This is a genomic window from Aequorivita xiaoshiensis, from assembly GCF_022008395.1.
Taxonomy (GTDB): Bacteria; Bacteroidota; Bacteroidia; order Flavobacteriales; family Flavobacteriaceae; genus Aequorivita; species Aequorivita xiaoshiensis.
On sequence record NZ_JAIRBB010000012.1, the window covers coordinates 1 to 18451 of the forward strand.

Consider the following 18451-nt stretch of genomic DNA (forward strand, 5'->3'; position numbering starts at 1 on the left):
GGGCTTTTCTCAAACATCCGCACATGTTTAATTATTTTTATACACACAGCCCCTTCCCCTTCTAAGAATTTTTAATGAAATGTTCGAGGTTTCTTCCAGGGTAAGGTGTCTTTTGGCATTTTGACAAAAGACGGAAGGGGTTTTATTTTTAACTTGATCATTCCTAATAAAAAGTTAAATTTTAATGATTACAACTCTTTTCAAAGGGATTTTCGCAGTTAAAATGGTTAATCCACTATATTTACAAGCTGAAAATTTTGTGTGATAACAAGATCATTTTCAATTCATATTTAATCAATAATTACATTCACTAATGAAAAAATTTATTCTTTCTTTATTTATCGCAATCTTCGTTTTGCCGGTACAAGCAAATGAAGGTATGTGGTTCTTAATGCACATTGAACGGTTGAATTACCGCGATATGCAAAAAATGGGGCTTCAACTTACACCTGAAGAAATATACAGTATAAACAACTCTAGTATAAAAGATGCTATTGTTCAATTTAACCGTGGTTGTACTGCTGAAATAATTTCGGATAAAGGTCTTGTGTTAACTAATCACCACTGTGGGTATAGCCAAATTGCTGAGTTATCTACTGCTGAAAACGATTATTTAACAAATGGATATTGGGCAGCAAACCACAAAGAGGAACTAAAGCCTAAGAGTCTTTCTGTTCGTTTCTTTGTAAGAATGGACGATGTTTCTAAACGTATTTTAAGCAAGGTTAACGATAAAATGACCGAACTAGAGCGCGAAGCAGCAATCAATAAAGAAATAGCTTTAATCGAACAAGAGAATAACGAAGGTGGAAAATATACAGTTTCAGTTAAATCATTTTATGAAGGAAATGAATTTTACTATTTCGTTTACCAAGATTATAACGATGTACGTTTAGTAGGAACACCTCCTGCTAGTATAGGAAAGTTTGGTGGCGACACCGATAACTGGGAATGGCCAAGACACACAGGTGACTTTTCTCTTTTTAGAGTTTATGCGGATAAAGATGGTAACCCAGCAGAATATTCTGAAGATAACGTGCCTTTAAAGCCAAAACATCACTTAACTACAAGTATCAAAGGATTTGAAGAAAATGATTTTGCTATGATTCTTGGATACCCAGGTCGTACTAACCGTTGGATGCCGGCGGGTGGAATTGAGCAAAATGTAGAATATGCTTACCCTGCTTGGGTTGAGGCTTCAAAAACATCTATGGATGTAATGAAGGACTATATGGACCGCGACCAGCAAGTAAAATTAGACTATGCATCTAGCTATGCGTCTATTGCTAATTATTGGAAAAACCGTCAAGGGATGATTGATGCTTTAAAACATCATAAAACTGCGGAAACTAAGCGTGAAACTGAAGCGAAATTTCAGAAATGGGCTTCTAAAAAAGCTAATAAGAAATATGCTAATGTAATTCCAACTATCAATGATTACTACGCAAAAACAAATGAAGCAAGTAGTCATAATAATTACTTAGGCTTGTTGTTGAGAACAAGAATGGCTACACTTCCTTACCGTTTAGGATCTGCTATTGAATATTACATCGATCAAAATGATGCTAAAAGAGCGGAATTAAAGCCAAAATTGGAAACAGAAATGAACAATCTTTACGACGGACTTTACCTTCCATTAGAAAGAGATGTGTTGGCTGCTCAGTTTAAACTATACTCCACAAAAGCTAAAAACATCGCTCCTTTGATAGCTGAGATTGCTAAAGAGGCTAATAAAACCGAAGATGGATGGAAGGAATATTTAAACAATGCACTACAAAATAGTATTTTTGAATCTAAAGAAAAGTTACAAGGCTTCATGGCTAACCCAGATGCTGAGGTTCTTAAAAATGACCCGTTGTACCAACTTTCTGTTGACTTGTTAAAGCGTTACCGTTACAAGTCGGAAGAAGAAACTCAATTAGGTCACGATTTCGACCGTGCATTTAGATTGATGGTTCAAGGAATGAGAGAGCAAAATCCAGACGAAAAATACTATCCAGATGCGAACAGTACTCTGCGTTTAACTTACGGGAAAGTTATTTCATTGCCAGAAGATAAGCGTAACGATGCTAACAAAAACTACTATACTACTTTAAAGGGAACAGTGGCTAAGTATCAGCCTGGTGACGATGAATTTGATATGCCTAAGGAGCTAATCGACCTTTATGAAAAGAGAGATTTTGGTCAGTATGCAGATAAGGATGGATACCTTCCAGTAAACTTCTTAACAGATAATGATATTACAGGTGGTAACTCTGGTTCTCCTGTTCTAAACGGAAAAGGAGAGTTAATTGGACTTGCATTTGACGGTAATATTGAGGCAATGGCTGGAGATGTTATTTTTGACGACCAATTACAACGAACTATCAATGTAGATATACGTTATGTATTATTTATTATAGACAAATTAGCTGGTGCAACTCATCTTATTGATGAAATGACAATAGCTGAATAAGTAAACTATTATTTACTACTAAAGCTCACAAGTCTTATTAATAGACTTGTGGGCTTTTTTAATTCTAATGTTTATTATAAAAAGATTAACCATCAACACTAAAGTTCTTTACTACATTTACCGTCAAATAATATCTGAATGAAAAACTTAAAATTTCTGTTGATCTTTCTTACGCTTGCATTATTTGCTGCTTGTAAAAACGAGTACGCCGAGTTTTCTAAAAAGCCTGATTATATTACAGCGCCTAGTAAAAAACACAAAGCATATTTTGAGGCTTACGATGAAACTATGAAGCAATGGGGCGTTGATTATGAAGAGCTTTATATAACCACCTCTCACGGTATAGCGCATGTGGTAGTAAGCGGAAATAGAAAAGCAACTCCAGTTGTTTTGCTACATGGAATGAATGCTAGTTCTACTATGTGGTATCCCAATGCTAAAGCTTTAGTGAAAGATTATAGGATATTCGCAATCGACCTATTGTCTGAGCCAGGAAAATCTTATAAAACAGCCGATTTTAATAATATAGATGAAATTACTGAGTGGTATCAAGAGGTTTTATGGGCGCTAAAATTAGATTCTTTCCATCTTGTTGGCGCTTCAAGAGGAGGTTGGTTTGCTGTTGATTTGGCAACGAAAAGTAAAAGAGATATTAAAAGTCTAGTTTTGTTGAGTCCTGCACAAACTTTTATGTGGATTCCGCCTAGTACCGATTTAATTAAAAATATAGTTAATGCACTTTCTTCTGATGAAAAGAAGTTAGAAAGAGAGCTGGAAACGATGTCAAGCAACATAAACGCGATAAATAAGAATTATTTAAAACAATATAGAATTGGGGTGAAAAATGATACTCTTCCTAAGTTTATGATGCAAATGACGCCATTTCCTAATAAAAGTTTACAAACCTTAAAGATGCCTACACTTGTTTTGATTGGTGATGATGATGTAATTAACGGCAAAAAAACTATTGGTGTAGTAAAAAGCAATATATCAAATAGTCACGCCGAAGTCGTTCCAAATGCAGGCCACTTTGTCTCGGTGGACCAAGCTGAAGTAGTTAATAAGAAAGTTTTAAACTTTCTCAATAACATAGATAAAGCGGAGTAGGAGTTAACTAGAAGGCTTCAGTGAACTTAATTTTTCTATTTACATACTGTTAACGATTATTATCTTTTTGAAGATTCATTATTTCATATTATTTCTTCAAAAAAATCTAGTTGTCAACGCTTTCATATTAATGGAATTTTTATTCAATTTCAAAATATACAGAAGTATTTGAAGGGCTATCTTTGCGCAAAAGTGAAATAGGAAAATGCACGATAAACCAGTAAAAGAAATGCGTAGAAATTGGGTGTTATTTGCACTCATGATTACTATGATGCTAGCCGCAATGGATAATACTATTGTTGCTACAGCAATTCCTCAAATAGTTGGTGATCTTGGTGGTTTTTCACTTTTTAGCTGGTTGTTTTCAATCTATTTACTTGTACAAACGGTTACGATTCCCATTTATGGAAAGTTAGCAGATATCTATGGACGGAAACCAATACTCATTTTTGGAATTTTAATATTTCTTCTTGGTTCTGCTGCCTGTGCTGCGGCTTGGAATATGCATTCATTAATTTTTTTTAGAGGGTTGCAGGCTGTAGGAGCTGGAGCCATAATGGCTACTGTAAATACCATAGCAGGAGATATTTATACTATTCAAGAACGCGCTAAAATTCAAGGTTGGTTGTCTAGTGTTTGGGGTGTTTCTGCAATAATGGGACCTGCAGTGGGTGGAGCCTTGGCAGATTATGCATCGTGGCGATGGATATTTCTAATAAACCTACCTATCGGTGCTGGAGCAATAGCATTAATAATTTTTTATCTTCATGAGAACAAACCTAACAACCATCACAAAATAGATTGGGCAGGAGCATTGGCAATGCTTGTAACTGGAACGGTTATTATGTTTGGTTTACTACAAGGTGGACAATCTTGGCCATGGTTATCTTTTAACACCTTGGGGATTTTATTATTAGCAGTTTTGCTGATATTCATAACAATTCGAATAGAACGAAGAGCAGTAGAACCCATTTTACCAGCATGGGTTTGGAAAAAGAAAGTTATCCTAAGGGCTAATTTAGCAACTATAGGAATGGGGATTGCTACTATGGGGCCAAGTATGTATCTTCCAGTATTTGCGCAATCAGTTTCTGGAGTAGGTGCTATGGCGGCTGGGTTTATTTTGGCAAGTATGAGTATTACCTGGCCATTGTCTTCGTCCTTATCAGGAAAGCTTTATCTGCGCGTAGGATTCAGAAACACGGCTCTTTGTGGAATTATAATTGTTATATTAGGTGCAGCAAGTTTTCTGCTAATTCCTTTTCCAGGGCCAGTGTGGAGCTTAGTAGCAATTCAAATGACATTAGGAGCAGGTTTTGGATTAATTACAACCCCACTTTTGGTTGGAGTGCAGTCTACTGTTGTATGGGGGCAAAGAGGAGTTGTAACAGGTACTAATATCTTCTCGCGTTATTTTGGGCAGAGTATAGGTGCAGCTGTATTTGCGGCTGTCTTTAACGCTACAATATCTGAAAAGTTGCAAAACGCTCCAGAGGTTTTACAAGGAAAACTGCCAGGAGTAAATAAAATGGTTGAGGTCTTACAAACTCATACTTCTGTATCAGAAGTAAGTCTATACTTACGAGAATCTTTCTTTTATGCTACTAATAATGTTTATATAAGTATGGTAGTAGCGGGATTAGTTACTCTAATTATTCTATTATTAACTCCAGCTAAATTTCCTTCAGTAAAAGAATAAAAACTATTTTTCATCTCTTTTAATTTTAAAATCTATACTTCGTTAATGTTGTGTTAATGACTTATGTCATAGTTTCTTACGTTTATTTTGGTTATGTTAGTACTTATGAGTTTTAATTAGATTCTTATCAAAAGTACACGAAATTTAAAGCTGAATTTTTGTGACTTGAAATAGTATTAACTTAAAAAATAAATAATATGAACATAACATTGAAAAAACTAAAAGACATACGTTCTGAAAATTGTATCACAGTTATAGCAACTACGCATAGAACAAAACCAGATTATTTAAATGATGGACTACGTTTAAAAAATCTTATAAAAGAAGCCGAAGATAGGTTAATGGCAGACACTACAAAGCGGAATGCTACAGGCTTGATAGACAAGTTAAACAACCTAGCTTCTTCTATCGACCATAGCCAGAATTTAGAAAGTTTATTGCTTTTTGTAAATGACGATATTGCTGAGTTTACTCGTTTGCCAATAAAAGTTGAAGACCGGGTAGTAATAGACGATACCTTCGCTACGCGTGATTTAATTAGGGCCATGCACTTAGAAACTCATTATTTTATTTTGGTTTTAAGTCAGGAAAAAACTAGACTTCTTGAAGTGATGAATGATAAGGTTATTCAGGAGGTAGGAAATCCTTTCCCTTATGAAAACACCCAGTTCTTCTCAAAAAATAGGGCTGCAGCCGCAATTGCTTCAAAACAAACAAGTTTGATTGCAGAATACTTTAACCAGGCGGATAAATTGGTGAATGAGGTACGAAAAGATAACCCTCTACCAGTTCTAATTTGTGGGCTAGAGGAAAATCATAATGAATACCTAAAGATTGCCGACAATAAGAATAGTATTTTTGAAGTATATCTTAATAAGAATATGATTAACGAGCCTGCTCATACTATAGTAGAAGAAAGTTGGGAAGTTGTAAAAGAATATATCGTTCAAAAAAATAATGCGAGAAAGGAAGATTTGAAAAAGGCAGTTGGGCAGAATAAATTTTTGAGCGATACGAATGAAATCTGGCGAGCAATTTCTGAAGGGAAAATTCAAACACTATTTATCGAACAAGGTTTGTTTCAACCTGCAGTTATGAAGGATGATGAAATAGTATATGTGTCAGATGAGAAGAGAAACGATAAGGGAGTAATTGACGATATTTATGACGAAATGATTGAAGCCAATATGGACTTTGGCGGGGATGTGGTTTTTCTTCCTAAAGGAGAATTATCAAAATTTAATGGATTTGGAGCGATAACACGTTATTAGTCTTTTAGTAGTTATTGTTTATTAGACCCGATTTGCTTTCAATTCAGAAAGTAAATCGGGTTTTTATTTTCATATTAAAGGAGAAACTAATTTTCGCATTTAATGTCGTGCAGCCATGAAATAAGATGAATTCACTGATATAGCTTGAAGTAAAGTAAATTGGGCAATAATTATAAGAAGTTTAATGTCAACTTGCCTATTTTTGCTAAAATTTAAAAGAAAATTTTATGGCTTCAGGAATCTTCGCAATACTTGATGATATAGCAGTTTTACTTGATGATGTGGCAGTAATGAGTAAAGTTGCTGCAAAAAAAACAGCAGGTATATTAGGTGACGACTTAGCTGTGAACGCTGAGAAAGCTTCAGGTTTTGCATCTTCCAGAGAAATTCCAGTTTTGTGGGCTATTACTAAAGGGTCTTTTATCAACAAGTTGATTATTCTTCCAATTGCATTCTTATTAAGTGCTTTTATACCGATTGCTGTTACGATTATTTTGCTACTCGGAGGATTATATTTGGCTTATGAAGGAGCAGAAAAAATATACGAATTTATTTTTCCTCACGCTCATTCCAAAAAAGAGAAAGTAGATGTAGAGATGAGTGAAGCAGAAATTTTAGCTTACGAAAATGAGCGTGTGAAATCTGCCATTATAACCGATTTTATTCTTTCGCTAGAAATTGTAATTATTGCATTAGGAACTGTTCTAACGCAACCCCTTGCAACACAGATAATAGTTGTAAGTATTATTGCTCTATTGGCTACTGTAGGTGTTTATGGTATTGTTGCACTTATAGTGCGTATGGATGAAGTAGGGTTTAAGCTTATAAAAAGCAGCAAAGAAGGAAAAAGCTTTAAAAAATCGTTAGGGCTATTCTTAGTACAGGCATTACCAATTATAATTAAAAGCTTAAGTGTTATTGGAACTATTGCTTTATTATTGGTTGCCGGAGGGATTTTTGTTCATAATGTAGATTACTTTCACGGTTTCCTACCATCATTACCTTCTTTTGTAGGTGAATTTATTGTTGGCTTAATTATTGGCTTTATTTGCTTACTTGTTGTAATAGGAGCGAAAAAGTTTTGGAAGGTTATCAAAGGAGATAAATAGCACAAATTTTAATTTAAAGTATTTAAACGTCTGAAATAAGTTTTTACTTCAGGATTATAACTATGAGATATATTTTCACTCTAATTTTATTAATAGGTTATGCGATTAATGGCTTCGGTCAAACAATAACTATAAGAGAAAAAGAATCTAATGAGCCTATTGAATTGGTTACTGTTTCGAATGTAAAAACGAATTTATATACCACTACAAATGCCAAAGGACAAGCTGATATTTCAGCTTTTAATAACATTGAAAAAATTGAAATTCGAACACTAGGATATAAATCTATCACCAAAAGCTATGCTGAATTAGAGTCTGAAAACTTCGAAGTTTATTTAGAAATATCAAACTTCAATTTAGATGAAGTGGTTATATCTGGCTCACGTTGGCGACAAAATAGTGATGATGTAGCTTCCAAAATTATTTCTATTACTGCCAAGGATGTTGCGCTTCAAAACCCTCAAACAGCTGCAGATTTACTTAGTACTTCAGGAAAGGTTTTTGTGCAAAAGAGTCAGCAGGGAGGTGGAAGCCCTATAATTCGTGGTTTTGCTACTAGTCGTTTACTTTATTCTATAGATGGTGTACGAATGAATACCGCAATTTTTCGTTCTGGAAACCTTCAAAATGTTATAAGTTTAGACCCATTTGCAATTGAAAATACCGAAGTGCTTTTCGGTCCAGGTTCTGTAATTTATGGTAGTGATGCTATTGGTGGAGTAATGAGCTTTCAAACATTAACTCCAAAATTCACCTTCACCGATAAACCTTATATCACAGGGAAAGCAAGTGCTAGATATTCATCAGCAAATAATGAAAAAACAGGACATTTAGATGTAAATCTAGGTTTTAAAAGTTGGGCGTTCATTACAAGTTTTACATCCTGGGATTACAATCATCTTCGTCAAGGAAGACATGGTCCAGACGATTATATAAAAGATTTCTATGTTCAGCGACAAGGGGATTCGGACATGGTTATAAACCAAGATGACGAATTACTACAAATCCCTTCAGCTTATTCACAAATTAATTTAATGCAGAAAATTCGCTTTAAGCCAAATGAAAAATGGGATTTACAGTATGGATTTCACTATTCAGAAACTTCTCCATACGGCAGATACGACAGGCATAACCGCTTAAAAAATGGATTGCCAAGATATGCCGAGTGGGATTACGGGCCACAAATATGGATGATGAATAATTTAAATATTAACCATACCGCAAACAATGCAGTATTTGACCAAATGAGCATACGATTGGCGCATCAATGGTTTGAAGAGAGTAGGCTAAGTAGAAACTTCAATAAAACTTCTCGTAGCCATCAAGTAGAAGAAGTTAGCGCATATTCTGTAAACCTAGATTTTGTAAAAAGTACCAGCAATAATAACACCTTCTTTTATGGAGTGGAATATGTTGTAGACGATGTAAATTCTAAAGGGAAAACTAAAGATATTATTACAGGTATTACAGAGGCTGCACCCTCAAGGTACCCTGTTTCAACTTGGCAATCGTTAGCGGTTTACGTTACAGATGAATATAAAGTTTCTGAAGATTTTACTTTAAGTGCAGGAGCGCGATACAATCATATTTTATTGGACTCAGACTTTGATACTAGTTTTTACTCTTTTCCTTTTTCAAAAGCAAGTATTAGCAAAGGCGCACTTACTGGGAGTATAGGAGGTGTTTACAGACCAACTAAAACATTAGTTTTAAGTACAAACTTGGGTACAGCATTTAGAGCTCCAAATGTTGATGATATCGGGAAAGTTTTCGATTCTGAACCAGGAAGTGTTGTTGTTCCTAATCCCGATTTAAAACCTGAATATGCTTATAATGCCGATTTAGGTATTGCTAAAGTGTTTGGTGATATTGTAAAACTTGATGTTACTGCATACTATACCTCACTTAAAGATGCATTAGTTCGAAGAGATTTTAAACTTAATGGCCGTGATAGTATAATTTATGAAGGAGAACTAAGTCAAGTGCAAGCAATTCAGAATGCTGCAGTTGCACATGTTTATGGAGTTCAGGCGGGAGTAGAATTAAAACTACCAAGAGGGTTTGGATTTTCTACAGATGTAAACTTTCAGAAAGGAGAAGAAGAATTAGAGAACGGGAAAACTAGTCCTGCACGTCATTCTTCACCATTTTTTGGAGTATCACGCTTAAATTACAAGAAGAATAAATTAAGAATGGAATTAAACGTGAACTACCAAGGTAAACGTGATTTTAACGACCTACCTGAAGGAGAAAAAGGAAAAACTGAAATATATGCTTTAGATGAAAATGGTAACCCTCATGCCCCGTCTTGGTATACATTAAATTATAAAGCTTATTATAAGCTTTCAAATACATTTGATATAAGTGGTGGGGTCGAAAACATAACAGATCAACGTTACCGCTCATATAGTTCGGGTATTTCAGGGGCAGGGCGAAATTTTATTTTATCGTTAACTGCTCACTTTTAAACGCTAATAATTACGGTTTCTTTAGAGTTGAAGAAACATTGACATATTATATAATATGAATAGAAAAAAACACGCTGCCATTTTGCGATCTACTAGGAAAATTCATCGTTTGATGGGAATTTTTCTTGCAGTGTTGTTTTTAATAATGGCTGTTACGGGGTTGTTATTGGGATGGAAGAAACACAGTTACGGAATAATGCTTCCGAAATCTGAAAAGGGAATTTCCACAAATATTGAAGAATGGATGCCTTTAGATTCATTGCATAGCATAGCGACAAAAACTCTTCACGAAAATGTCGATTCTAATCTATCTTTAAAATTAGACCGAATTGATGCTAGACCAGATAAGGGAATGATGAAGTTCGTATTTGAAGAAGGTTATCACGAAATCCAACTAGATGCCACTACTGGTGAAGTTTTAAGTATAGACAGAAGAATTTCCGATTTAATTGAAGAGATTCACGACGGTTCAATAGTTGACGATTGGTTAAATATAAAAAACGGAGCATTCAAAGTTTTTTATAACACCTTAATGGGACTTTCTTTATTCTTATTCGTTATTACCGGAGTTTGGCTTTGGGTTGGTCCAAAATTTATGAAAAGAGCTAAATAAGGGTTTTTATAGAACTGAAAAAGGGCCTGTCAAGTTAATCGACATTGGCCCTTTTCATCATCAAACCAACTATTTAAAAAAAAACAAACTAATATTAATTTTATGAATTGCTAAAAAATTAGCCTTTAAATTTTAATGTGAATCGTTGTCTTATATACCTATACTTTTTGGTGTAAAATTTTTCGTAAAGCTTCAAAATACCTGAAAAATATTATTTCATATAACACACAAGTGCTGTAATTATATCAAAAAGATGGTATATAATTTATAATAAGAAATTATGGATTTTCTTAACTGAGGAGTATTCCTATCGCATTCATTAAAATTATTCGGTCTAATCATAACGGGGGATTTTTTGATAGAAGGACAAACATATCACTTTATAAATTGATAAACAAGTATTTATTGTGAATATAAAATGGGTTTATATGTTTGATTTAAAGATTCTTATGTCTTCAACTTTTTCCACAACATAGACTCTGAATTATTTCAGTAAAAAATCAAACTTGGTGAAAATTCATCTCACGTTATCTCGATTTACTTTACTAGAGTTATAACTTATAATCCACTTTCTTTTAATAGTTTTGCAGCCTTTAAAAAAAATATGACGTTTGGACGTGTAACACCTATTTTGGCAATACCTTATTTGTCTTTCATTTAAGTTCAACGTTCTATTAAACACCTATCAGAATATGATTTCAATAGATAATTTGGCAGTTGAGTTTAGTGGCGATACGCTTTTCAGGGATGTGTCATTCGTAGTAAACGAAAACGATAAAATAGCCCTAATGGGTAAGAATGGTGCTGGTAAAAGTACTATGATGAAAATAATTGCAGGGGTTCAAAAACCTACACGAGGAAATGTACGTGCTCCAAAGGATACAGTAATCGCGTATTTACCTCAGCATTTATTAACGGAAGATAATTGCACTGTATTTGAAGAAGCGTCTAAAGCTTTTGCTCAGATATTTGAGATGCGTGATGAAATAGATCGCCTTAATAAAGAACTCGAAACTCGAACAGATTACGAAAGTGATGCGTATATGAATATCATAACTAAAGTTGCAGAGTTAGGTGAAAAGTATTACGCACTTGAAGAGATAAATTATGAGGCTGAGGTTGAAAAAGCGCTTCGTGGTTTAGGGTTTAAAAGAAGTGATTTACATCGACAAACTTCAGAGTTTAGTGGGGGATGGCGTATGCGCATTGAACTTGCGAAACTCTTACTCCAAAAGCCAGATTTAATTCTATTAGATGAGCCCACAAACCACGTTGATATTGAGTCGGTTATTTGGTTAGAAGATTTCTTGCTGAATAAAGCCAAAGCAGTAATTGTAATATCCCACGACAAAACGTTTATCGATAATATTACAAATAGAACCATTGAAGTAACTATGGGGCGTATTTACGATTATAAGGCCAATTACAGCCACTATTTACAATTACGTGCCGATAGACGTGCTCATCAAATAAAAGCATACGAGGAGCAACAAAAGTTTATAGCAGAAACGAAACAGTTTATAGAACGCTTTAAAGGAACTTATTCAAAAACCAATCAAGTAAATTCTCGCGAACGAATGCTGGAAAAGCTTGAAATTATAGAGATTGACGATATCGATAATTCGGCCCTAGCTTTGCGTTTTCCACCAGCACAACGAAGTGGCGATTACCCCGTTGTTGTTGAGGGGCTTACAAAAAAGTATGGCGATCATGTGGTATTTCAAGATGCTAATATGAGTATTTCTCGAGGTCAGAAAGTAAGTTTTGTTGGTAGAAATGGTGAGGGTAAATCAACAATGATTAAAGCCATAATGGGCGAAATAGATTTTGAGGGAACTTGTGCTTTAGGTCACAACGCTGAGGTGGGCTATTTTGCTCAAAATCAAGCAGCACTTTTAGATAAAGAACTTACTGTTTTTCAAACCGTAGATGAGGTTGCTAAAGGTGAAATTAGAACCCAAATAAAAAATATTCTCGGTCGCTTTATGTTTAGCGGTGATGATATCGATAAAAAAGTAGGCCTGCTCTCTGGAGGTGAAAAAACACGTTTAGCAATGGTGAAATTATTGCTGGAACCCGTAAACGTTTTAATTCTCGATGAGCCTACAAACCACTTAGATTTAAAGTCGAAAGACGTTTTAAAAGAAGCCCTGCTTCAGTTTGATGGTACCTTAATTTTGGTTTCCCACGATCGTGATTTTCTTCAAGGTCTCTCTGAAAAGGTTTTTGAATTTAAAGACAAACGAGTAATCGAGCATTTTGAAAGTATTGACGATTTCCTTGAGCGTAATAGAATTCAAAACTTAAAAGAAATCGATTTAAAAGCGTAAATTTATTCGTTTTATATTGTAGTCTGAAACCCGAATGCGGTATAATTGTTGTACTCTTCGTTTCATTCAAAAAATAAATATCATGAAAAAACATATTTTAATATTCACAGCACTGGTTGCTTTTGGGTTTGTAAACGTACAAGCTCAAGATAAGCTCTTAAAAAATAATCTTTCTATTTCAGCCCAACAGAATAGTGTAGAGGCTTTATTAAACTCCAAAAATTTTGAATTTATAGCAAATACAGCTTATCCTACTGGAGGGACTTCAAAAAACTTAGTTGGGAGTGATTACGCTATTATCTTTTCTCCAAAAATGGTAAAGAGTCATTTGCCGTTTTATGGACGGGCATATAGCGGTATGAATATGAGTAAGGATAAGGGAATGCGTTTTAATGGCAAGCCGAAGGATTTTAAAGTAGAAAATATCGACAAAGGATATCACGTTCAAACCAAAGTTGAAGACGATAATGATACTTTCTCAATTGCAATTTCAGTGAGTAATTCTGGGTATGCTACGCTTACCATTAGTAGTAACAACAGAGGAACCATAAGTTATTATGGAGAAATTATTTCCGTTAAATAATTAACAGCTAATCCATTACTCTTATAATATATGAGTCTATTCAATAAAATTCTTGGTAACGCAAGTGAGGTTTCTTCCGAAAAATTAACCGAAAAATACAGCCGACTATTAATAGAAGGAGAAGTTATAGAACTTGGTTTTAAGCTTTTTCGTGATGTCTTTATGTTTACAAATAAACGATTAATTCTAATTGATGTTCAAGGTGTAACTGGAAGCAAAGCCGAATTTAAATGTTTGCCTTATAAACATATATCTCGCTTTTCATTAGAGACAGCTGGGACATTCGATTTGGATGCAGAACTAAAAATTTGGATTTCAAGCGAAGATACGCCAACGGTAAGTAAGAAATTCAACAAGAGTATTGATATCTACGAAGTGCAAAAGTATTTAGCTGCCAAGGTATTGTAGTTTGGTTTAATTCACTTAGTGATGAAATTCTTATACCTTATAAAACCAACTCTTCAAACAATCGCTCAAGGGTAGCATCTAAGTCATTGCTAAAACCATTGTGAGGGCGTGAGGTTTGTAATGATGAGCTTCGTTGTGCGGTAAGCCATCGAAATCTGTCGGAAGTTTCCCATTGTGCAACTAGCCCGCCTTGTTTTGCTCCCAAACAAATTTTCTCAAAAGCTTTGAGGTTGTCTTCAATCTCTTCAGCTTCTAGTTCGCAGGAAAAGGCTTTAAGTTTTTTAGTGTCGATATGGTATTTGCAGCTCAAGTATTTTGCACCTTTACTAAAAAGTATAATACCTACATTCAAGAACTCCTCACGTTCAACGCGGGGTACTAAACGTATTACCGCATATTCATATAAGTGTTTTCCTGGCATCTTGAATTTGTTTTACAAAATTGTTTGCATGGTTTCTTCTCAGTACTAAAAACTGATAATATACATTTCTAATTTCCTCTGGATTCAAATCTGTGCCTTCCCAATTTAGCCAATCTAAAGGGATAAGATTAGTGATTTCAAGTAGCTTGTCATCTGGGAAAAGAGAAATCATTTGATTGTTTATTTCTTCAACTTTAGTAGCTTGAGGTAATAAAACATGGTCTTTAATATATGAAAACGGACTCTGTGCTGCTTTTTTCCAATCGCCCCAAGAATGGTGAAAATAAAAAGTTGCTCCGTGATCGATAAGCCACAGTTCTTTATGCCAAATAAGCATATTGGTATTTTTTACCGTACGGTCTATATTGGTGATAAAAGCATCCAACCAAACTATTTTTGAAGCTAATTCTTCTTCAACTTCCGTCACAACAGGATCGTATGTTAAGGCACCTGATAGGAAATGTAAAGCCAAATTTAGGCCTTGACTTCCTTTTAATAAATCTTGAATTTCTTCATCACCTTCACTACGTCCAAAAGCTTCATCGAGGTTTGCAAATACTAACTCAGGCACTCTTAGTCCCATTGTCCTTGCAATTTCGCCACCCAACAATTCTGAAATTAAAGCCTTTACGCCATGTCCAGCGCCTCTAAACTTTAAAACGTATTTAAAATCGTCATCGGCTTCTGCCAATGCAGGTAACGAACCGCCTTCCCGAAGTGGGGTGATGTAGCGCGTAACGTTAACGGTGCGAAGTTCAATTTTATTCTTAGTCATCGCTTACAAAATTAGTGTTATTTGTGAATATGGTAGTAGAATACACAAGTGAAATTATTAGTGGGTGCTTAAAATTTTACAAAGCCTTGAATTGTCAATGATAACAGATTTTAGAACCTTATTATTTGAGAAGTACCTTCTTGTTGTTTCTGTTGAGAATTAAAAATGTAAATAGCAGATAATTTTACAAATTTTAATTTGTATTTTGCAATCATCCTAATATTTTAAAAGATAAAGTTATTGAATCTAACCATTGAAAACATTCTGCTTGTTGGCTCAATTCTACTTTTTATAAGTATTATAGCAGGTAAAACTTCGTATAAATTTGGCGTTCCTACTTTGGTGCTCTTCTTGGGAATCGGAATGTTAGCAGGTGAAGATGGAATAGGGATTAGCTTTAACAATCCTCAAATAGCGCAGTTAATAGGAATTATTTCACTAAATTTTATACTCTTTTCTGGAGGGCTTGATACCGATTGGAAAGCCGTAAAGCCCATTATGAAAGAAGGGTTTGCTCTTTCTACAATTGGTGTGTTTTTAACGGCTATTGGTTTAGGAACATTTGTATATTATATCACAGACTTTACAATTTACGAAAGCTTACTTTTAGGAAGTATAGTTTCCTCTACAGATGCAGCTGCAGTTTTTTCAATTTTAAGGTCTAAAAACCTTGCTCTACGCGCCAATCTACGACCTACTCTTGAAATGGAAAGCGGAAGTAACGACCCAATGGCTTATGTGCTTACAATTGCATTTTTAGGCTTAGTGGTTAATCAAGACCAAGGTTTGGTTTCGATGATTCCTTTGTTTTTTCAGCAAATGATTCTTGGAACAATTGCAGGTTTTGGCTTTGGGAAATTAAGTAAGATTATTATTAACAGAATAAAGTTAGACTTTGAAGGTCTTTACCCAGTGTTGGTAATTGCATTGATGTTTATCACCTTCTCGGTAACAGATTTTGTGGGAGGAAATGGTTTTCTAGCTATTTATATATGTGCTGTGTTTTTAGGAAACCAATATTTAATTCACAAAAAAACTATTTTAAAAATGTACGACGGTCTAGCTTGGCTGATGCAAATCGTACTGTTCTTGACCTTAGGGCTTTTGGTGTTTCCTTCGCAAATTGTCCCGGTAATTGGTATCGGACTTGTAATATCGTTGTTTTTGATTTTCGTTGCGCGTCCAGTTGCAGTTTTTATGAGCTTAATTCCATTTAAAATGAAATTGCGTAGGCGATTTTACATCTCTTGGGTTGGATTACGGGGAGCAGTGCCAATTGTATTTGCTACCTATCCACTGTTAGCCGGAATCGACAAAGCAAATATGATGTTTAATATAGTGTTTTTTATTTCACTTACATCAATTTTAATTCAAGGAACTACACTTTCGGTAGTGGCAAAATGGTTGAATGTAAGTATTCCAAGTAGTCAAAAAATACTAACCCCTTCCGAGAAATTTTTAGAAGAACATCCTAAAACGGAAATGCGCGAAATTGGAATTGCTAATGGAAATAAAGTAGTTGGGAAACAGATAGTAGATATAGAATTTCCTAAAACCGCTATTATCGCAATGATAAAAAGAGGGGATAAGTATATCACCCCTAATGGGAATACTGTAATTGATGGAGATGATGTTCTTATCGTGCTTTCAGAAAATAAAGAAGGAATTAAAAAAGTATTTAAAGCTTTAAATATTCGAGAGTTCTCAGCTGCGTAAACGAAATTCGCATAGTTAAGTTTGAAACCAATAAATTATCGTAATTTTATGGTTGTAACAATAAATAAAAACCTAGTTGAATATTAAAGAATTCGTCATATTAATTATTCTGTTTGGGGTTTTTTCAGCTTGCGAAGAAACTACTGAAATAAGCTCTTTTAGTCCAAATCATTGGGAAGATCATTATATTGAAAATGAATCATTTTTACTGAAGAATGACTCGTTGCAAACCGGAAAAACCTATCTAAGTGTATATTCTCACATTTATAGTATTTCATTAAAGAAAACTCAGAATCTTACGGCTATGATAAGTTTGAGGAATGTAAGTGAAACAGATACTGTATTTATATCTAATGCCAATTATTACAATACCAATGGCGATTTGATTAGACAATATTTTAAAAAACCGATTTTTTTAAAACCACTTGAAACAGTAGAGATTGTAATTGATGAAGCCGATAATTATGGGGGTAGTGGGGCCAATTTTATTTTTGATTGGTCTTCTAATGTGAATACACCAGAGCCAATTTTTGAAGCAATAATGACATCGCTACGCGGTGCTCAAGGGCTAAGTTTTACAACATTAGGAAAAAGAATAGAGTAGTTCTCCTGCTTGGTGTCTTTTGTTTATTAATGAATATTTAATTACAGTGGTTTCTAGCTGATAACATTTTGTAGAGTTGTATTTCTTTTCGTTATTTTTGAAACAAAAGCTAAAAAAATGAAAATTGTAGTTTCCCCTGCAAAAACGCTGGATTTTGAATCTAAACTTCCAACCCCTCGTGCCACTCAGCCACAGTTTGTAAAAGAGGCAGAGCTCATTAATAAGAAACTTGAAAGAAAGAGTAAAAAGGCAATTGCTGAATTAATGAATATTAGTGATAAGCTTGCTGAACTAAACTACCAACGATATAAAGAATTTAATACTCCTTTTACGGCTGAAAATGCTCGTCCTGCAGTTTATGCTTTCGCAGGCGATGTTTACACGGGATTAGACGCTTATTCTATTCCATTAGAAAAACTCGATCTTTTACAAGACTCACTTCGTATTCTGTCTGGAATGTATGGAGTATTACGTCCCTTAGATTTAATGCAACCTTATCGTTTAGAGATGGGGACAAAGTTTTCTGTTAATAGGAAAAAGGACTTGTATGGCTTTTGGAAAAAAACTCTTACTGAAACTTTAAACAAAGAATTAGAAGATGATGAACTTTTTATCAATCTTGCTAGTGTTGAGTATTTTAATGCTATAGATGAAAAAAAATTGAAAGTTCCTGTAATTTCTCCTGTTTTTAAAGATTTCAAAAATGGAAAGCTTAAGATAATATCTTTCTTTGCTAAAAAGGCTAGAGGTAGTATGGCTCGCTATGCAATAGATAAAGAAATAAAATCTTTAGATGATTTAAAAGCTTTTGATTACGATGGTTATGGTTACAGCGAAGAATACACCGAAAAAGAAACTGAACCAGTTTTTATAAGATAACATTTTAAAATCC

15 protein-coding genes are annotated in these 18451 nt (G+C 34.4%); 13 read left to right on the forward strand and 2 right to left on the reverse strand.

All coding sequences use genetic code 11. From position 1 onward, the window contains the following. The first annotated feature begins 313 nt into the window (after positions 1-313). The 10 genes from K8344_RS11745 (at position 314) to K8344_RS11790 (ending at position 14043) form a co-directional block, all read left to right on the forward strand. Positions 314-2455 carry a S46 family peptidase gene (locus tag K8344_RS11745; RefSeq protein WP_237608879.1) on the forward strand — a complete coding sequence of 714 codons (2142 nt, stop codon included), beginning with the start codon at positions 314-316 and terminating at the stop codon, positions 2453-2455. Between the two features lie 138 nt (positions 2456-2593). Continuing rightward, complete coding sequence (locus K8344_RS11750; protein WP_237608880.1) at positions 2594-3562, forward strand: alpha/beta fold hydrolase; 969 nt, start codon at positions 2594-2596, stop codon at positions 3560-3562. A 205-nt stretch (positions 3563-3767) separates the two neighbouring features. Continuing rightward, entirely contained in the window at positions 3768-5261 is a 1494-nt protein-coding gene (locus K8344_RS11755) for an MDR family MFS transporter (protein WP_237608881.1), read from the forward strand. Positions 5262-5458: 197 nt separating this feature from the next. Continuing rightward, entirely contained in the window at positions 5459-6532 is a 1074-nt protein-coding gene (locus K8344_RS11760; RefSeq protein WP_237608882.1) for an AOC03_06830 family ribosome hibernation factor, read from the forward strand. 227 nt (positions 6533-6759) lie between these two features. After that, the gene (locus K8344_RS11765; protein ID WP_237608883.1) at positions 6760-7641 is read left to right on the forward strand and encodes a DUF808 domain-containing protein; all 882 of its coding nucleotides are present in this window, start codon (positions 6760-6762) and stop codon (positions 7639-7641) included. 62 nt (positions 7642-7703) lie between these two features. Continuing rightward, on the forward strand, positions 7704-10109 hold the full coding sequence (locus K8344_RS11770) for a TonB-dependent receptor (RefSeq protein WP_237608884.1): 2406 nt from the start codon (positions 7704-7706) through the stop codon (positions 10107-10109). Between the two features lie 55 nt (positions 10110-10164). Next, complete coding sequence (locus tag K8344_RS11775) at positions 10165-10722, forward strand: PepSY-associated TM helix domain-containing protein (protein ID WP_237608885.1); 558 nt, start codon at positions 10165-10167, stop codon at positions 10720-10722. 692 nt (positions 10723-11414) lie between these two features. Beyond that, positions 11415-13052 (forward strand): ABC-F family ATP-binding cassette domain-containing protein, encoded by a 1638-nt coding sequence (locus tag K8344_RS11780; RefSeq protein ID WP_237608886.1) that lies wholly within the window; start codon positions 11415-11417, stop codon positions 13050-13052. 82 nt (positions 13053-13134) lie between these two features. Next, complete coding sequence (locus K8344_RS11785; RefSeq protein WP_237608887.1) at positions 13135-13635, forward strand: DUF4251 domain-containing protein; 501 nt, start codon at positions 13135-13137, stop codon at positions 13633-13635. Positions 13636-13665: 30 nt separating this feature from the next. Continuing rightward, positions 13666-14043 carry a PH domain-containing protein gene (locus K8344_RS11790; RefSeq protein ID WP_237608888.1) on the forward strand — a complete coding sequence of 126 codons (378 nt, stop codon included), beginning with the start codon at positions 13666-13668 and terminating at the stop codon, positions 14041-14043. Between the two features lie 37 nt (positions 14044-14080). On the opposite strand, the gene K8344_RS11795 is transcribed toward K8344_RS11790, so the two are convergent. Beyond that, on the reverse strand, positions 14081-14464 hold the full coding sequence (locus K8344_RS11795; RefSeq protein WP_237608889.1) for a DUF3037 domain-containing protein: 384 nt from the start codon (positions 14462-14464) through the stop codon (positions 14081-14083). After that, complete coding sequence (locus tag K8344_RS11800) at positions 14442-15239, reverse strand: HipA family kinase (protein WP_237608890.1); 798 nt, start codon at positions 15237-15239, stop codon at positions 14442-14444. Before K8344_RS11800 ends, K8344_RS11795 begins: the two co-directional genes overlap by 23 nt. A gap of 240 nt (positions 15240-15479) precedes the next feature. On the opposite strand from K8344_RS11800, the gene K8344_RS11805 reads away from it, so the two are divergent. From K8344_RS11805 to yaaA, 3 genes are all read left to right on the forward strand, one after another. Next, complete coding sequence (locus K8344_RS11805) at positions 15480-16955, forward strand: potassium/proton antiporter (protein ID WP_237608891.1); 1476 nt, start codon at positions 15480-15482, stop codon at positions 16953-16955. A 76-nt stretch (positions 16956-17031) separates the two neighbouring features. Then, positions 17032-17559: a DUF3124 domain-containing protein gene (locus tag K8344_RS11810; protein WP_262913428.1), complete on the forward strand. Its 528-nt coding sequence runs from the start codon at positions 17032-17034 to the stop codon at positions 17557-17559. A 117-nt stretch (positions 17560-17676) separates the two neighbouring features. Next, entirely contained in the window at positions 17677-18438 is a 762-nt protein-coding gene (gene yaaA, locus K8344_RS11815; RefSeq protein ID WP_237608892.1) for a peroxide stress protein YaaA, read from the forward strand. Positions 18439-18451: the final 13 nt, after the last annotated feature.